The sequence below is a fragment of the Cupriavidus sp. P-10 genome (assembly GCF_003402535.2).
In the GTDB taxonomy this organism is placed as follows: Bacteria; Pseudomonadota; Gammaproteobacteria; order Burkholderiales; family Burkholderiaceae; genus Cupriavidus.
In genome coordinates, this window is the sequence record NZ_AP025171.1 from 2,849,007 (window position 1) to 2,864,913 (window position 15,907).

13 protein-coding genes are annotated in these 15,907 nt (G+C 68.6%); 5 read left to right on the forward strand and 8 right to left on the reverse strand.

Going from position 1 to position 15,907, the window contains the following annotated elements; genetic code table 11:
- Positions 1-11 precede the first annotated feature (11 nt).
- From CTP10_RS29725 to chrA, 4 genes are all read right to left on the reverse strand, one after another.
- Positions 12-815: a DUF4198 domain-containing protein gene (locus CTP10_RS29725; protein WP_376790681.1), complete on the reverse strand. Its 804-nt coding sequence runs from the start codon at positions 813-815 to the stop codon at positions 12-14.
- A gap of 70 nt (positions 816-885) precedes the next feature.
- Positions 886-1,410, reverse strand: coding sequence for a DUF2271 domain-containing protein (locus CTP10_RS29730; RefSeq protein WP_116319107.1), 525 nt, complete (start codon positions 1,408-1,410; stop codon positions 886-888).
- A gap of 88 nt (positions 1,411-1,498) precedes the next feature.
- The gene (locus CTP10_RS29735; protein ID WP_116319108.1) at positions 1,499-2,155 is read right to left on the reverse strand and encodes a PepSY-associated TM helix domain-containing protein; all 657 of its coding nucleotides are present in this window, start codon (positions 2,153-2,155) and stop codon (positions 1,499-1,501) included.
- 296 nt (positions 2,156-2,451) lie between these two features.
- The gene (chrA, locus tag CTP10_RS29740; RefSeq protein WP_116319109.1) at positions 2,452-3,675 is read right to left on the reverse strand and encodes a chromate efflux transporter; all 1,224 of its coding nucleotides are present in this window, start codon (positions 3,673-3,675) and stop codon (positions 2,452-2,454) included.
- A 340-nt stretch (positions 3,676-4,015) separates the two neighbouring features.
- Here chrA and CTP10_RS29745 point away from each other — a divergent pair, with 340 nt between their 5' ends.
- Both CTP10_RS29745 and CTP10_RS29750 read left to right on the forward strand, forming a co-directional pair.
- Positions 4,016-5,572 (forward strand): methyl-accepting chemotaxis protein, encoded by a 1,557-nt coding sequence (locus tag CTP10_RS29745; RefSeq protein ID WP_116319110.1) that lies wholly within the window; start codon positions 4,016-4,018, stop codon positions 5,570-5,572.
- Between the two features lie 121 nt (positions 5,573-5,693).
- A complete protein-coding gene (locus CTP10_RS29750) occupies positions 5,694-5,945 on the forward strand; it encodes a GlsB/YeaQ/YmgE family stress response membrane protein (protein ID WP_116319111.1) in 252 nt (83 codons plus the stop codon).
- On the opposite strand, the gene CTP10_RS29755 is transcribed toward CTP10_RS29750, so the two are convergent.
- Together CTP10_RS29755 and CTP10_RS29760 are read right to left on the reverse strand one after the other, a co-directional pair.
- Positions 5,918-9,199, reverse strand: coding sequence for a transglycosylase domain-containing protein (locus CTP10_RS29755; RefSeq protein ID WP_116319112.1), 3,282 nt, complete (start codon positions 9,197-9,199; stop codon positions 5,918-5,920). The genes CTP10_RS29750 and CTP10_RS29755 overlap by 28 nt on opposite strands.
- Before the next feature lie 247 nt (positions 9,200-9,446).
- Complete coding sequence (locus CTP10_RS29760; RefSeq protein ID WP_116319113.1) at positions 9,447-10,481, reverse strand: aldo/keto reductase; 1,035 nt, start codon at positions 10,479-10,481, stop codon at positions 9,447-9,449.
- Positions 10,482-10,782: 301 nt separating this feature from the next.
- Here CTP10_RS29760 and CTP10_RS29765 point away from each other — a divergent pair, with 301 nt between their 5' ends.
- The 3 genes from CTP10_RS29765 to CTP10_RS29775 are packed head-to-tail and all read left to right on the forward strand — an operon-like array spanning position 10,783 to position 14,019.
- Positions 10,783-12,012 carry an NAD(P)/FAD-dependent oxidoreductase gene (locus CTP10_RS29765; protein WP_116319114.1) on the forward strand — a complete coding sequence of 410 codons (1,230 nt, stop codon included), beginning with the start codon at positions 10,783-10,785 and terminating at the stop codon, positions 12,010-12,012.
- Positions 12,013-12,054: 42 nt separating this feature from the next.
- Positions 12,055-12,786 carry a 3-oxoacyl-ACP reductase FabG gene (fabG, locus tag CTP10_RS29770; RefSeq protein ID WP_116319115.1) on the forward strand — a complete coding sequence of 244 codons (732 nt, stop codon included), beginning with the start codon at positions 12,055-12,057 and terminating at the stop codon, positions 12,784-12,786.
- 15 nt (positions 12,787-12,801) lie between these two features.
- A complete protein-coding gene (locus CTP10_RS29775; protein ID WP_116319116.1) occupies positions 12,802-14,019 on the forward strand; it encodes a cation:proton antiporter in 1,218 nt (405 codons plus the stop codon).
- Between the two features lie 18 nt (positions 14,020-14,037).
- Here the strand turns inward: CTP10_RS29775 and CTP10_RS29780 are convergent, their stop codons facing one another.
- The gene (locus CTP10_RS29780) at positions 14,038-15,138 is read right to left on the reverse strand and encodes a porin (protein WP_116319117.1); all 1,101 of its coding nucleotides are present in this window, start codon (positions 15,136-15,138) and stop codon (positions 14,038-14,040) included.
- A 54-nt stretch (positions 15,139-15,192) separates the two neighbouring features.
- On the reverse strand, positions 15,193-15,888 hold the full coding sequence (gene ligK / locus CTP10_RS29785; RefSeq protein ID WP_116319118.1) for a 4-carboxy-4-hydroxy-2-oxoadipate aldolase/oxaloacetate decarboxylase: 696 nt from the start codon (positions 15,886-15,888) through the stop codon (positions 15,193-15,195).
- Positions 15,889-15,907: the final 19 nt, after the last annotated feature.

Sequence of the window (15,907 nt, forward strand, 5' to 3'; positions counted from 1 at the left end):
CGGCGAAATGCTTATTGCGGCAGCACTTCCACCGTCACCGCGTAGGTGGCGCGGCGCGACTTGGCCTGCTTGAAGCTGGCCTTGTCGTCGCGGACCTCGGCTTCCATCCAGTACATGCCCGGCGCCGGCCACTTGACGCTGAACTTGCCGTCGGCGTCGGTGGTGGCGCTGAACTCCTGCAGCTTGTCGCGGTAGCGGATGCCGCCCGGCACCACCTCGACCTTCAGGTTGGCGGCGGGCTTGCCGTCGAGCAGCAGGCGGAAGCTGGCGGTGTCGCCGGCGACCAGGTCATTCGGGTGCGTGATCGGCGCCAGTTCCAGGCCGCGGCCGGTGGTGCGCAGGCCCTTGTCGCTGGGCTTGCCGGCGGTGATGAAGGACTCCACGCGGCCTTCGGCCTGCGTGACCGTCAGCTCCTGCGCATTGGCCGGGACTTCCTTCGCGAAGTTCTCGGCCGACCCGCGCCAGCGCTTGGCCTGGCCATCGACCTTGTAGCTGGCAAACAGGCCCTGGTTGACCACCGCCACGCGGTACGTGCCCGGCTGCGTCAGGTGCAGGTCGAAGGTGCTGCGGTACTTGCCGGTGGCGGCGTTCTCGGCCTTGACGGCGCTGCCGTCGGGGGCGGTCACCTGCAGGTTGTCCAGGCGCAGCGGCACGTGCTCGAAGTAGAACAGGTCGTTGGAGACGGCGGCGTCAACGGTCACCCACGGGTCATTGCCCGACAGCACGGTGGCCGACGGCAGCAGCCACTGGCGGTGCGCGTGCGCGGCCAGCGGCGCCAGCGCGGCGAGGGCGAGCACGGCCACGCGGATGGCCATGCGGGAACGGGTGGGGGACACGATGGCAGACAGGATGGCGGTAGGTTTCATCGTCAGGCTCCGGGAAGGATTACGGCTTCAGGTCGACGGTGACACCGCCGAGTTCGTGGTCGCCCTTGGCGCGGGCGGTCTGTGCGGCTTGCGGCGGCCAGGTGAACGGCACGCGCACCAGTTCGCGCCCGCCGACTTCGCGCGCGGCTTCGACCACCAGCTGGTAGTCGCCCGCCGGCAGCTTGCCCAGCGGATTCTTGCCATCGCGGAAGCTGACCGTGTGCTCGCCCGGCGCGCGGGTCGCGCCCGAGATGCCGTCGGCCGGCATGTTCAGGTCGCGGCCGGCCTTGCGCCACCACTGGCGCATGTCCTTGAGCCACTTGGTGCCCTCGTTTTCCTTGAGCTTGCCGTCGTACCAGACCGCCAGGGTCTGCACCGGGCTCTGGTCGGCGCGCTCGACCCACATCGCCACGTAGGGCTTGTGGTACTCGGCCACGCTGAGGCGCGGGATTTCCACCTTGACGTTCAGGTCGGCGGCCAGCGCGGGACCCGCGAACGGGACCGTGGCCATGCCGGTCAGGGTGACGGAGAGCAGTCGGCGCATATTCGGAGAAACCTCGTCAGTGAGATGCAGCAGGAAAAAGGCAAATGGGGTTGGGTTGCCGGCGGGTCCGGTGATGCTCAGTGAATGCTCAGTGAATGAACAACACCGCCAGCAGCAGCGGCACCACCAGCCCCAGGCCGACCAGCGGCCACGTCGCCAGGCGCCCGCCCGCATGCAGCTTGAGCAGGAACAGGCCGGTAATGCTGAAGACCAGGCAGGCGAACGCGAACACATCCAGGAACAGACTCCATGCCTGGCCGGTGTTGCGGCCCTTGTGCAGGTCGTTCAGGTAGGAGATCGCGCCGCGCGTGGTTTTCTCGTACTGGGCTTCGCCGCTGTCGAGCTCAAGGCTGACCCAGGCATCGCCGCCCGGGCGCGGCAGCGCCACGTAGATTTCATCGGCCGACCATTCGGCCTCGCGCCCGTTGGCATCGACATCGAGCGCCTGTGCCAGCCATGCGGCCAGCGCTTCAGGCACCGGCGCCTTGCGATCGCGTGACTTGCCTTCGCCGGCGGGCTCCTGCGCGCGCAGCGCGTCGAGCAGCGCGGCGGGCGCGGTGGCGTGGCGCGTCTCGACCGCCGGCTTCGCCTCGATCTGCGACGCATGGTTGAGCGTGAAGCCGGTCACGGCGAACAGCATCATCCCGATCAGGCAGATCGCGGAACTGATCCAGTGCCACTGGTGGAGATGCTTGAGCCAGAACGCGCGGCGCTGCTGGCCGGAAGCTGGCTGGGATTCGGTCATTGCGGTGGTAAGCGGGTGGCTCCGGCGGAGCCGGCGGCCGGCCCTGCGCTGGGATCCTTGGAAGCTGGAGCGCCGCCTCGCGCACGTAACGCTGAGGTTGTGCCATTGTCATCACAATGACAGACGCCGCAGAGAAGGATAATCGTTCGCATTTGAATGCGCAAACGGTTCCGCGACGCGGCAGGTTACGACGCATTACAAGGGTCAAGCTGGCGCGTGCCGAGGTCTCCCGCAGGCCCGGCAGCAGCCGCCCCTACGGCGACAATTGCAGCGGCTATTGCAGCGGTGCTGCGGCGTTACAGCCACATGCCCGCCGCCCACCCCACCACGCCGCTGGCGAGTACCACCAGCCATGGCGGCAGCTTCCACGCCATCAGCGCCACCAGCGCCAGCGCGACCAGCACGATGTCGAGCGGCCCGCGCACCGCGCCGACCCACACCGGCTGCCACAGCGCCGCCAGCAGCAGCCCAACCACGCCCGCATTGACGCCGGCCAGCGCCGCCTGTGCCCGGCGGTTACGGCGCAGGCTTTCCCAGTAAGGCAGCGTGCCGAGCACCATCAGCGCGCCGGGCAGGAAGATCGCCACCGTGCACAGCAGCCCGCCAGCCCAGCCGGAAGGCGGCATCTGCGACGAAGCGCCCAGGAAGGCTGCAAATGTAAACAGCGGACCGGGCATGGCCTGCGCCACGCCATAGCCTGCCAGGAAGGTTTCCTTGCCGACCCAGCCGGGCGCCACCACTTCGGCGTCCAGCAGCGGCAGCACCACGTGTCCCCCGCCGAAGACCAGCGCGCCGGCGCGGTAGAAGGCGTCGAACAGGCCCGCGGCCGGATCGGCGCTCAGCTGCGCCAGCACCGGCAGGCCCGCCAGCAGCAAGGCGAAGGCTGCCAGCAGCAACGCGCCGGCCCGATGACCCATCGGCAGCCCGAGTGGCTCATGCGCGCCGGCCAGCGCCGGCCGCAGCAGCGCCGCGCCCGCCAGCGCCGCAACGGTCATCACCGCCACCTGTGTCCATGGCCCCGGCAGCGCAAGCACCGCAACGGTGGCCAGCAACATGATGGCAATGCGCAGCGCGCCCCGGCACAGGGTGCGCGCCATGCCCCACACCGCCTGCGCCACCACGGCCACCGCCACCAGCTTGAGCCCGTGCAGCACGCCTGGCGCGGCGGCCATGCCGTAGTGCGAGACGCCCAGCGCGAACAGGATCATCAGCACCGCCGACGGCAGCGTGAAGCCCAGCCATGCCGCCAGCGCGCCGGCATAGCCCGCGCGCGACAGCCCCAGCGCGATCCCGGTCTGGCTGCTGGCCGGGCCGGGCAGGCACTGGCACAGCGCGACCACATCGGCATACGCGGCTTCGCTCAGCCACTGGCGGCGCCGCACCAGCTCGTCGCGGAAGAACGCCAGGTGCGCGACCGGACCGCCGAACGACGTCAGGCCGAGGCGCAGGAACACCAGGAACACGGCAAGCGGCCCGTCATGGCGGTGGGTGTTTTCGGACGGGCTGGGCAAGGTGGCCATGTGCGCAGGGGACGTTGTAGATGAGAAAGGTTGTGTCGGTGCAACGCGCCGATTCTGCCGGATTTACAGGGACAACGGCGTGACATGAGCCTGCGGCATCACGTCCCGCCTGCCACGAAGAAACATAAGAGCTCGTTACATCACTTATGCGGCAAATGTATTAAAACCAAACAACCACACCACTCCCATGGGCGGTATTACCCCAATCAAGTTAGTTTGCCGCCCCGCCGTTAGCCCGCAGACGCACACGCATGCCCCGACAGGCGTCAACCATGAATGACGCCGCAGATGCGTGTCACCGATGAGCAATGCGCAATGCGCTGAAGGAGGAGTGAGAAGCATGCTGGACAACCTGAGCCTGAAGAAAAAACTGCTGCTGCCGCTGGTGCTGAGCTGGGTCTGCCTGCTCGGCGTCACGCTGTGGAACGCCTGGCACATACGCAGCCTGCGCATGGAAGAGCGCCGGCTGGACCTGATCCATGTCACCGACACGGTCGTCTCGGTGGTGGCCAATTACGAGGCGCTGGCCAAGGCAGGCAAGCTGCCGCAGGAGGAGGCCAGGCAGCAGGCCATCGACCGCGTGCGCGCCATGCGCTTCGGCAGCGATGGTTACTTCACCGTCATGCGTTCCAACAGCGTGGTGCTGATGCACCCGTTCAAGGAAGACATGATTGGCAAGGTGATGGAGGACACGAAAGATCCCAACGGGGTCTACCTGTTCCGCAACATGATCGAGGTCGCCAAGGGGCCGGGCAAGGGCTTCGTCGAGTATGCATGGCCCAAGCCGGGCGCCGAGGCGGCACAGCCCAAGCTCAGCTACGTGGCCACCTTCCGGCCATGGGACTGGGTTTTCGTCGCCGGCTTTTACATGGATGACATCGAAGCGACCTTCCACAAAGAGCTGATGAAAGCCTTCGGCCTGTTGCTGGCGGTCGGCGCGCTGATGTCGCTGGTGATGGTGCGCGTCTCCGCCAGCCTGCACCGCCAGCTCGGCGGCGAGCCGGCCACCACCGCGCAGATCGCCGGCCGCATTGCCGAGGGCGATCTCGGCAGCCATGTCGACGTGCGCCCGGGCGACGAGCACAGCGTGCTGTTCGCGATGCAGCGCATGCAGACGCGCCTGACCGGCGCGATCGGCAGCATCCGCGGCTCGGCCGACTCGATCGCCGGCGCGGCCAAGCAGATCGCCGCGGGCAATGCCGACCTGTCGCGCCGCAGCGAGGAACAGGCCGCCTCGCTGCAGGAAACCGCCGCGAGCATGGAGCAGCTGACCAGCACCGTGCGCCAGAGCGCCGACAATGCGCGCCAGGCCAGTCACCTGGCCGAGGGCGCCTCGGACATCGCCGTGCGCGGCGGCACCATCGTCAACCAGGTGGTCGGGACCATGGGCGAGATCAAGCAGGCCTCGGGCAAGGTGGTCGACATCATCGGCGTGATCGAGGGCATTGCCTTCCAGACCAATATCCTGGCGCTGAATGCCGCGGTGGAAGCCGCCCGCGCCGGCGACCAGGGCCGCGGCTTCGCCGTGGTGGCTGGCGAGGTGCGCACGCTGGCGCAACGCAGCGCCACTGCCGCCAAGGAGATCAAGGCGCTGATCGGCAATTCGGCGCAGCGCGTGGAAGACGGCGCGGTGCTGGTGGAAAGCGCCGGCAAGGCGATGGACGAGATCGTGGCAGCGGTCAAGCGCGTGACCGACCTGATGGGCGAGATGCGTGCCGCCACCGAGGAGCAGACCGGCGGCATCGAGCAGGTCAACCAGGCGGTCTCGCAGATGGACCAGATGGCGCAGCAGAACGCGGCGCTGGTCGAAGAAGCGGCCGCCGCCGCGGCCTCGCTGGAGGACCAGGCCGACATGCTGCACCGGGCCGTCGGCCAGTTCCGGCTGGCGGGGGGCTGATCCCGCCGGCCCAGTCCCGTTGCCGTCATACGCAGCCGCTGGCTGCGTGTATCATGAAGCGCAGCCGGCTGCATCGTGCGGCCGGCGCCCATTCTAAGCAGTCCACTACCGGGAGCGCACCATGATGGCATTCATCGGCACCGTGTTCGTTGGCCTCATCGTCGGACTGATCGCACGGGCGGTGAAGCCCGGCGACGACAAGATGGGCTGGATCATGACCATCATCCTCGGCGTGCTCGGCTCGGTGGTGGCCGGCTACGTCGGCCGCGCGATGGGCTGGTACCAGCCGGGCGAACCGGTGGGCTGGATTGCCTCGGTGATCGGCGCGATCGTGCTGCTGGTGATCTACGGCATGGTCCGCCGCAAGGGCTGACTGGCCTTGCGCACGGTGATCGCATCGTTGGCGTCGGCCAGGCTCGGCGCTTCGGGCTTGGCCGGCTTGGCCGGGGCAGGCGCCGCAGGCGCCGGGGGCTGAGCCACCGCGTCCGCGCGCGGCGGGGCTTCCAGCCCCTGCGCCATGGTGGCGCCCGGCACGGCTTCGGCCGGAGCCGCCATGGTCGGCACGCGCGGCGTGCGCAGGCCCGGCGCGGCATCGCGGCAGCGCAGCAGCGCGCGGTCACCGCCTGGCGCCATTGCCGCCACCTGGGGCGCGATCGCGCGCAGCACCCGCACCGCCAGCGCGCTGGTAAAGCTGTAGCGCGCCGCGTAGGGTTCGCGCACGTTGACCACCACGGTGCCGAAGAAGCGCTCACCCAGCGTAAAGACAAAGGTTGCCGAGCGGTTCACCGAGCGCGACGAGATCAACCGACCGCCCGGGCCGTACACCTGGAAGCGCTGGTCGCCGGTGCCGGTCTTGCCCGCCACCGTCATTGACGCACCGTCGCGCCCGGGCACCGTGAAAGCGCCGCGGATCGACTTGGCGGTGCCGCGCTCCACCACATCGAGCATCGAACGCCGCGCCAGCTCGGCCACCTCGGCCGGCAGCACGCGCTTGCCCGATCCCGGCTGCAGCACGTAGCGCGTGGCGTAGGGGGTGCCGTCGGCAAAGGCCAGGCTGCGCACCGCGGCGCTCTGCGTGACCACGCCGCCGGCCAGCAGGATGCCGGCCAGTTCGGCCAGCGCCGCCGGACGGTCGCCCGCCGCGCCGATCGCACTGGCGTACGACGGCGTCAGCGAATCGAACGGGTAGCCGACCCGCTGCCAGCGCCTGGCGATGCGGGTGAAGGCGTCCTGCTCCAGCAGCGTGCGGATGCGGTTGTCCTGGCCCGCCTTGCTGCGCGTCTTGAACAGCCACTTGTACACTTCCTGCCGCTCGGCGGTGCTGGCGCGCAGGACCTCCGTCATCGTCGCCTCGGGGTGCTGGTCCAGGTACTCCACCATCCACAACTCCAGCGGATGCACCCGTGACAGGTAGCCACGGTCGTTCAGGTTGAACTTGTCCTTGCCGTACTTGCGGTACAGCGCGGGCAGGTCTTCCTTGGCCAGCTGCTTGTCGCCCAGGCGCGCGCGCATGATGCGGATATAGTTTTCCTCATCCAGGTAGGGGCGCGCGCTCAGCAGCGTCACCGACATGCGCACCGCGTTGATGTGCGGGATGGTCATGCGCACGCGGCCCAGCAGCGTGTCCAGCCGCTGCTCGGAATTCTTGCCGCGATAGCGCTGGTAGAAGTTGACCATGTAGGCGCTGCCTTCCTGGTCGGCGAAGCGCTCCAGGTACTCGCGCCGGCCGGGGGCATTGCGGTCCTCGAACAGCTCGCCGATATCCGGGCTGGCGTGGAAGGTCTCATAGCGCACGATGTCGCGCATCATGCGGATAAAGACCAGGTTGACCGAGTGCTGGAACGCGATGCGCACGGTCATGTTGCGCTCGCCCGCCTCGCGCTCGAAGTTGGTGAAGCTCTGCAGCCCGCCGCCGGTGTAGAAGCCTTCACCGGCGCTGCCGGAGTACTTGCGCTCCATCGCGGCCTCGAGCATCGCCATCAGTTCGCGCTCCTCGGGCTTCTTCGTCTTGGACAGGTAATCCACCGCCCAGTGGGCGAGCGCATCCTGCCGGGCCAGCCGCACCCCGGCCAGCTCGGCGCGCCCCATGCCGGCGTACTGCGCGTGCAGCTCGCTGATGATTTCCAGGTAGGTCACCAGCGTGCGCAGCTTGGCGGTCGAGCCCAGGTTCAGGCGCCCGCCACTATTGATGTCGAACGGCTGGTCGATGTTGTCGGCCTGCACCCGCACCACATTGGCGTTGCCGACACGCTCGAACAGCGTGAAACTGGTCATCAGCCTCGACGGGTCGTCGTTATCGCGCAGCAGGTTGTGGCCGTACAGGCCCATGGCGCGCGCATCCGCCTTGTTGTTCACGCGCTGCAGCGTCTCGCTGACGATGCGCTGCGCCTCGCGGTTGACGGTGCTGTCGACCGTCAGGTCGAGCCGGTCCATGTCGTAGCGGCTTTCCACGCCGGTCAGGCGGGTGACGTCGGCACGCACGCGGTTGACGGCCTTGCGCGTGACGAACGGCTCCTGCGGCCCGCGCAACGGCGGCGCGGCCTTGTCCAGCGTCTGCGCCAGTGCCGCGTCGCGCAGCTCGGCGGTGATGATGCCGTTGGCAGCCAGCAGGCGCAGGTAGCTGCCGGTCAGCGCATCCAGGTTGGTGTCGTCGCGACGCAAATGGTAAGACGGGCGGCGCTGCGAGATGATCAGCGACAGCGCGCGCTTGTATACCTGCGCCTGGCGCGGGTCGGGCGCGCGCTGGTCCATTTCCTTGAGCAGCCGGTTAACTTCGCCGAAGTCCTCGCCGTACCAGACCCACAGCGCGTCGCCGATGCCGTTGATCTCGCCGAAGCCCTCGCGCGCCGACAGCGGCACGGTGTTGAGGTAGTCAACCACGATGCGCTCGCGCGCGCGCTGCGTGTCGGGCCCGTCGAGGTAGGCGCGCAGCGACGCCGACGCCATCTGCCGGAACTTCTCGGGGATCGACGCGGTGCGGCCCTCGGGCGAGTGCCGGTACTTCTCGATCTGCGTGGCCAGCGTGCTGCCGCCGGGCGCGTCGTGCGAGCGGTCGGCCAGCCGGATGACCTGGTCGATCACCGCGCGCGACAGCCGGCGCCAGTCCAGCGCCGGGTTCATGTTCGGGTATTCGGGGTTCAGCAGCCCCTGGTTCTCGACGTACAGCAACGCACTCACCAGCAGCGGCGGCACCGTGGCGAAGTCGGGATACTGGCGCTGCGGATAGCGCTCGAACGCCAGCGTCAGCCCGTTGCAGTCGCGCAGCAAGAGGCCGGCCTGGTTTTTCTCGCGGTACGGCGCGAAAAAGCCCTGGTCCATCAGCCTGACCATGTCGGGCGACATGCGCGCCTGCTCGGCCGGAACGTAGCCGCGCTGCTGCAGCCGCTGCGCGAACTGCGGCAGCATGCCGTAGCCCATGCGGGCATCGTACGGACCGGAATGCGGGAAGCGGATGCTGTCGCTGGCGCCGGGCTGGATCTCGAAGGTCAGCCGCTGGCCGAGCTCGCCGATCAGCCGCGCCTGCCAGTGCGAATTGCGCACTTCGCTCGCGACAATGCTATACACGACGTAGACGCCCCCGGTGAGGGCGACCGCCAAGCCAGCGAAGATCCAGCCACGACGCGACACGTTGGGCTTCCCTGTTGGGCCGGCGCTGCGCGCAGAGGCATGCGCGCACCGGCTCGAAGCGCATTATTCTCGCGGCACGCGCAGTGCGCGTGCCGCTTCTCTTGATATTAGTAGGAGTCGGGCCCGCGTGCAGCAAGCATGCGTGGGGTCTTCGCGACGTTCTTCGCGCCGTTGTTAACGCGCGTCATCCGGAGACGCGCTTGCGCCACATGCCGCCGCTGGCTTGCACCGCCGGCGTGCGTCGCTGTCATGCTTTCTGCGCGCGTGCCACCGGCCTTCCCCCGAACGGGTAACCCGGGTCGTTGTAGCCGTGGGTCGACGCATGCCCCGGCACGACCAGCGCATCGATCATGGCCTCTTCGTCCGGCGTGATTTCGACCCCGAGCGCGCCGAAGTAGTCCTCGAACTGCGCCAGCGTGCGCGGCCCCGCGATGACCGACGAGATGATCGGGTTGGCCAGCACCCACGCCGTGGCGAACTGCCCCGGCGTCAGGCCGCGCGCCTCGGCATGCGCCTTGAGTTGCTGCGCGATCACCAGCGATTCCTCGCGGAACTCGGTTTCCATCATGCGGCGGTCGGCGCGGCCGGCGCGGGTGCCCTGTCCCGGCGCCTGGCCGGGCGCGTACTTGCCCGTCAGCACGCCGCGTGCCACCGGGCTGTAAGGCACCACGCCCAGGCCATAGTGCTCGCAAGCCGGCAGGATCTCGACCTCGGGGACGCGGTTCAGCAGGTTGTAGTACGGCTGGCAGGCCACCGGGCGCGGCACGCCCAGCTCGCCGCACAGGCGGGCGATCTCGGCGATGCGCCAGCCGCGGAAGTTCGACACGGCCCAGTAGCGGATCTTGCCGCTGCGCACCAGGTCTCCCATCGCGCGGACCGCCTCTTCCAGGTTCTCGCCGGGGTAGTCGCGGTGCAGGTAGAGGATGTCGAGGTAGTCGGTCGCCAGCCGGTTCAGGCTGTCCTCGACCGCACGCGTGATCCACACGCGCGAGTAGTGCGAGTGGTTGGGCGCGGACTGCATGGCGTTGCCCAGCTTGGTCGCCAGCACCCAGTCGTGACGGTTCGAGGTCAGCAGGCGGCCGACCATCTGTTCCGAAGCGCCCTTGGTGTAGACGTCGGCGGTATCGATGAAGTTGACGCCCTGGTCACGCGCGCTGGCAACGATGCGCGCCGCCTCGGCTTCGTCGGTCTGGTCGGCGAACATCATGGTGCCCAGGCACAGCGCCGAGACGCGCAGGTTGCTGGCGCCGAGGCGACGGTAGGGCATGGTGGTGGCTGGCATGGGGTTCTCCGGATATGGGTGTGACCACGATCCCACATTTTGCCGGCAGTGCGGCAATCGTGCCGGCGAGCACACCGGCAGACGGCGGACAGCGAAACAAACGCGGCTGTCAGGCTCCTTTTATTGCGCCTTTTATTGCACCCCTGCTGCACCATGGCTACCCCACAATTCCGCGCGACAACCGCCTGAAATGGTTTCAAGATGTTGCTGGCACGCCAACTGGCGGCGTTTTGCCGCCATATTCTTGCGTTTGCCGGCGGCCCCACCCCGCCGGCCTGACCAGGAACAAGGATCGGACACCATGCAAACGGAAACCACGGATGTCGTCATCATTGGCGCAGGCCCGGCCGGCTCGGTCGCGGCGGGCCTGCTGCGCAAGCACGGGATCCCGGTACTGGTGATCGAGAAGGAAATCTTCCCGCGCTTTTCGATCGGCGAAAGCCTGCTGCCGCAGAGCATGGCCTATATCGAAAGCGCCGGCATGCTGCGCGCGGTGGTGGAAGCCGGCTTCCAGTACAAGAACGGCGCCGCGTTCTCCCGCGCCGGCCAGCACACTGCCTTCGATTTCCGGGAAAAATTCTCTCCCGGCTGGGGCACGACCTACCAGGTGCAGCGCGCCCGCTTTGACGATGTGCTGATCCGCGAGGCTGCACGCCAGGGCGCTGAAGTCCGCTTCGCGCATCTGGTCGAGAACGTCGACGTCGGCGGCGCGCAGCCCGAGGTGACGGTGCGCGCGCCGGACGGCAGCCAGTACCGGGTGCGCGCGAAATTCCTGCTCGATGCCTCGGGCTTCGGCCGCATCCTGCCGCGCCTGCTCAAGCTGGAGTCGCCGTCGGGCTTCCCGGTGCGCAGCGCGCTCTTCACCCATGTCGAAGACCGGATCGCGCCGGGGACCTTCGACCGCAACAAGATCCTGATCAGCGTGCATCCGCAGCACCCGGACGTGTGGTACTGGACCATCCCGTTCTCGGACGGCCGCTGCTCGCTCGGCGTGGTGGCGGAGAAGGCGTTCCTGGACAACTACACCGGCACCGAGACCGAGCGGCTGCGCGCGCTGGTGGCCGAGGAGCCGGGGCTGGCCAGCCTGCTTGCCGATGCCTCGTGGGACACCCCGGCGCGCCAGATCGCGGGCTACTCGGCCAACGTCAGCTCGCTGTGGGGCAACGGCTACGCGCTGCTCGGCAATGCCGGCGAATTCCTCGATCCGGTCTTTTCCTCCGGCGTCACCATCGCCTTCAAGTCGGCCAGCCTGGCGGCGGACTGCCTGGTGCGCCAGCTCGGCGGCGAAACGGTGGACTGGGAGAAGGATTTCGCGCAGCCGCTGCGTGCGGGCGTCGATTGCTTCCGCGTCTTTGTCGAGGCATGGTATGAAGGCCGCTTCCAGAAGCTGATCTTCCACCCCAACGCCACGTCGGAGATCCGCGGCATGATCAGCGCGGTGCTGGCCGGGTATGCGTGGGACCGCAACAACCCGTTCGTCGCCGATCCACGCCGCCGCATGGCAGTGCTGGAAGAGTTCTGCAACGTCTGACCGCCGCCGAGCCGGCATAGCCCTTATGCAAGGACAACAAGCATGACCAATCCGACCGTACTGGTCACCGGATCGTCGCGCGGCATCGGCCGCGCCATCGCGCTGCGCCTGGCGCGCGACGGCTATGACGTGGTGGTGCACTGCCGCGCACGCCGCGACGAGGCCGAAGCCGTGGCCGACGCGGTGCGCGCCCATGGCAGCAGGTCGCGCGTGCTGTGCTTCGACGTCAGCCGCCGCGACGAGGCAGCGGCCACCCTGCTGGCCGACATCGCCACGCACGGCTGCTACTACGGCGTGGTCTGCAATGCCGGGCTGGCCCGCGACGCGGCGTTCCCGGCCATGACCGGCGCCGAGTGGGACGAGGTGGTGCACACCAACCTCGACGCCTTCTACAACGTGCTCAACCCGGTGGTGATGCCCATGGTGCAGCGCCGCCAGCCCGGCCGCATCGTCACGCTGTCGTCGGTTTCCGGGCTGGTCGGCAACCGCGGGCAGGCCAACTACAGCGCCGCCAAGGCGGGCATCATCGGCGCCACCAAGGCGCTTGCCATCGAACTGGCCAAGCGCGCCATCACGGTCAACTGCGTCGCGCCCGGCCTGATCGACACCGACATGGTCGAGCCGCACGTGCGCGAGGAAGCGCTGCGCCTGATCCCGGCGCGGCGCATGGGCACGCCGGACGAGGTTGCTGCCACCGTGGCCTTCCTGCTGTCGCCCGATGCCGGCTATATCACGCGGCAGGTGATTTCGGTCAACGGCGGGATGTTCGGGTAAGGACGCGAAGATCCAATGAACGCGGTGAGCATCTTCTTCCTGCAGGCCATGCTGGTGGTCGCCCTGCCCTACCTGCTGTGGCGCGGGGCAGGCCTGCAGGCCGCCTTTCCGCTGGTGGCCGTGCAGGTGCTGGCCGGCATCATGCTCGGGCCGTCCGTATTCGGCCAGCTGGCGCCACAGGGCTGGTCGGCGCTGTTCGGCCCCGATCACTTGCCGATGCTGTCCGGCCTGCAATGGCTCGCCGTGACGCTGTTCTGCTTCCTGACCGGCCTGCATTTGCGCGAAGACGCGGCGACGACGCACTGGCATGACACCTTGCGTATCTCGCTGGGCAGCATCGCCGCGCCGTTCGTGCTCGGCGGCGTAACGGGGTGGTGGATGATCCGCGCCGGCTGGCCGGTGGCCGGCGAGCATGCCGATCCTTACTGGTTCGCCTGTGCGATGGGCATCTGCACCGCGGTCACCGCGCTGCCCGTGCTGGGCGCGCTGCTGCGCGAGATGCGGCTCACCGGCACCCCGCTGGGCCAGCTTGCGCTGCGCTGCGCGGCGGTCAACGACGCATGGGTGTGGTTGTTCCTGACGCTGGTGCTGCTGCAGCAGGGCAGCCAGCAAGGCGCCAGCGTGCTGGCCATCGGCGCGCGCGCCGTGGCCTATCTCGCCTTCATGTTCGGCGCGGTGCGCCCCGCGCTCGCCTGGCTGCTGCGCCACCGCGCGCAGGAGACGGAGCTGCTGCTGGCGGTGGCGTTCTTCCTCGTGCTGGCGTCGGCGTTCCTGGGCGAGCTGGCCGGACTGCACCACGTGATGGGCGGCTTCGTCGCCGGCCTGGTCTGGCCGTCGCAGGCGGCACAGCGCGTGCGCCAGCAGCTGGAGCCGATGACGGTGGTGGTGCTGTTGCCGTTCTTTTTCCTCGCCGCCGGGCTGCGGACCGAAATTTCGCTGCAGGAGCCGATGACACTGTGGATCGCCGCGCTGTCCCTGGTCGTCGCCATCGCCGGCAAGATGGCCGGCGTTGCGCTGCCGGCGTTGCGCGCGGGCATGGGCTGGCGCAAGTCGCTCGCCCTGGGCGCGTTGCTGCAGACCAAGGGACTGGTCGAGGTGGTGGTGCTGACCGTGCTGCTGGATGCGCGCGTCATCAGCACCACGGCATTCTCGGGGCTGCTGCTGATGGCGCTGGCCAGTACGCTGCTGGCGCGTCCGCTGACCTTGCTGGTGACACATGGCCGCTTGCGCTGAGCGGCTGCGGGTCGCGATTCAGAACACGTGCTTGATGCCCAGCATCGAACCGAACTGCGTACCGCCCACATTGGGCGAGCCACCCGTCGCCGCGCTGCTGACCGACAGCGCCAGTTGCCCGCCGTTGCCGATATAGCCCGCGGTGGCGTACACCGAAGTCCGCTTCGAGAAGGCATAGCTGGCGCGCACCGCGCCGAGCCACGCCTTGTTGGGGCTGTTGCGGTATTTCAGGTAGAACAGCTCGCCGGCCAGGTTCAGCGCCGGCGTGATGTCGTAGGCCACGCCGCCGTAGAACAGGTTGCTGCGTGGCGCCGCCAGCGCTTCGTTGCGGCGGCCGACCCAGCCCAGCCCCGCCTTGGCATTGCCCAGCAGCATGTAGCCGCCAAGCGCCAGGCGGTCATCCTTGAGCGCGCTGGAGGTCAGCCCGCCGAACGCGCCGGGCCCGCCGCGCTGCGAATCGTAGACGCCGGACACGCCCCACCAGTTGGTCTCGTACATCAGCATGGCCGACCATTCGCGGCAGGCGCGGCTGTCGGCGGGGTTCTCGCCGGCGCAGTTGGTGCCCGAGGGACTGGGGCCGGCGTTGACGGTGTCGCGCCCGAGGCTGTAGGTCGCCCCCACCGTCAGGCCGCCGAACTTGCCCTTGTAGGCGACCGCGTTGTCGGCGCGCGCATTGGGGAAGTAGCTGTCGAGCGAGCCGGAACCGTAGGCGTTGGGGCCGAGGATGTCGGTATCGAGCATGGCCCAGAACAGCATGGTGTACTGGCGCCCGAAGCTGACCTGTCCCCACTGGTTCTGCAATCCGACCCATGCCTGCCGCCCGAACAGCCGGCCGCCCTGGTTGGCGCTGCCGGAGTCGGCGCCAAAGCCCGATTCGAGCACGAAGTTCGCCTTCAGCCCGCCGCCGAGGTCTTCGGTGCCGCGCAGGCCCCAGCGCGACGGCACCGTGCCGCTCAGGTTGGGCATGCGCACCACGGTGTCGCCGCCGCCGACGTGGTTCAGGAACTCCACGCCGGTATCCACCAGCCCGTACAACGTCACTGACTGCGCCGCGGCCAGCGCGGGCACGGCGCACAGCGCGGCCAACGCCGATCGCACGACGGGTCGTTTTGCTCTCATCCCTCTCCTCCTGTTGTTGTTATCAATAGGCCCGCCATGCGGCGGGCAGCCGGCTCAATCGATGTAGCGCAAGCCGGCACGCGCCAGCGGCTCGCGCAATCCGTACATGTCCAGGCCCAGCTCGCCCGCGGCAAAGCGGGCGCGCTTGGCTTCCTCGTTGGCGCTGCGCGCGTCGGCAGCGTCGGCCACGGCGGCGGCCAGCGCCTTGGGCACGATCACCACGCCGTCGTCGTCGGCGATCACCACGTCGCCGGGATCCACCAGCGCGCCGGCGCAGACCACCGGCACATTGACCGAGCCGATGGTGGCGCGCGCACAGCCTTTGGCGTGGATGGCGCGGCTGAAGACGGGAAAGCCCATTTCCTTGAGGTCGCGCGCATCGCGCACGCCGCCGTCGATAACAAGGCCCTTTGCGCCCTGGGCGCGATAAGAGGTCGCGAGCAGGTCGCCGAAGAAGCCGTCGGTGCTGTCGGCGGTGCAGGCGGCCACCACCACGTCTCCCGGCTGGATCATCTCGGCGGCCACGTGCAGCATCCAGTTGTCGCCGGGCTGCAGCAGCACGGTGACGGCAGGGCCGCAGGTGGCCGCACCGGCGTACACCGGACGCATATAGGGCTTCATCAGGCCGATACGGCCCATCGCCTCATGCACGGTGGCGACGCCGAAACGCGACAGGCGCGCCACCACCTCGGGATCGGCGCGTTCGATGCGGCGGTGCACGACGCCGATCTGGTTCTGGATGGGTTGCATGGCGGATTCCTTTCTCGTC

What these genes read in the sequence shown, in the direction of transcription:
- CTP10_RS29725 (WP_376790681.1), bottom strand. Translation starts at nt 815, where the DNA reads ATGGCCATCCGCGTGGCCGTGCTCGCCCTCGCCGCGCTGGCGCCGCTG.
- CTP10_RS29730 (WP_116319107.1), bottom strand. Translation starts at nt 1,410, where the DNA reads ATGCGCCGACTGCTCTCCGTCACCCTGACCGGCATGGCCACGGTCCCG.
- CTP10_RS29735 (WP_116319108.1), bottom strand. Translation starts at nt 2,155, where the DNA reads ATGACCGAATCCCAGCCAGCTTCCGGCCAGCAGCGCCGCGCGTTCTGG.
- chrA (WP_116319109.1), bottom strand. Translation starts at nt 3,675, where the DNA reads ATGGCCACCTTGCCCAGCCCGTCCGAAAACACCCACCGCCATGACGGG.
- CTP10_RS29745 (WP_116319110.1), top strand. Translation starts at nt 4,016, where the DNA reads ATGCTGGACAACCTGAGCCTGAAGAAAAAACTGCTGCTGCCGCTGGTG.
- CTP10_RS29750 (WP_116319111.1), top strand. Translation starts at nt 5,694, where the DNA reads ATGATGGCATTCATCGGCACCGTGTTCGTTGGCCTCATCGTCGGACTG.
- CTP10_RS29760 (WP_116319113.1), bottom strand. Translation starts at nt 10,481, where the DNA reads ATGCCAGCCACCACCATGCCCTACCGTCGCCTCGGCGCCAGCAACCTG.
- CTP10_RS29765 (WP_116319114.1), top strand. Translation starts at nt 10,783, where the DNA reads ATGCAAACGGAAACCACGGATGTCGTCATCATTGGCGCAGGCCCGGCC.
- fabG (WP_116319115.1), top strand. Translation starts at nt 12,055, where the DNA reads ATGACCAATCCGACCGTACTGGTCACCGGATCGTCGCGCGGCATCGGC.
- CTP10_RS29775 (WP_116319116.1), top strand. Translation starts at nt 12,802, where the DNA reads ATGAACGCGGTGAGCATCTTCTTCCTGCAGGCCATGCTGGTGGTCGCC.
- CTP10_RS29780 (WP_116319117.1), bottom strand. Translation starts at nt 15,138, where the DNA reads ATGAGAGCAAAACGACCCGTCGTGCGATCGGCGTTGGCCGCGCTGTGC.
- ligK (WP_116319118.1), bottom strand. Translation starts at nt 15,888, where the DNA reads ATGCAACCCATCCAGAACCAGATCGGCGTCGTGCACCGCCGCATCGAA.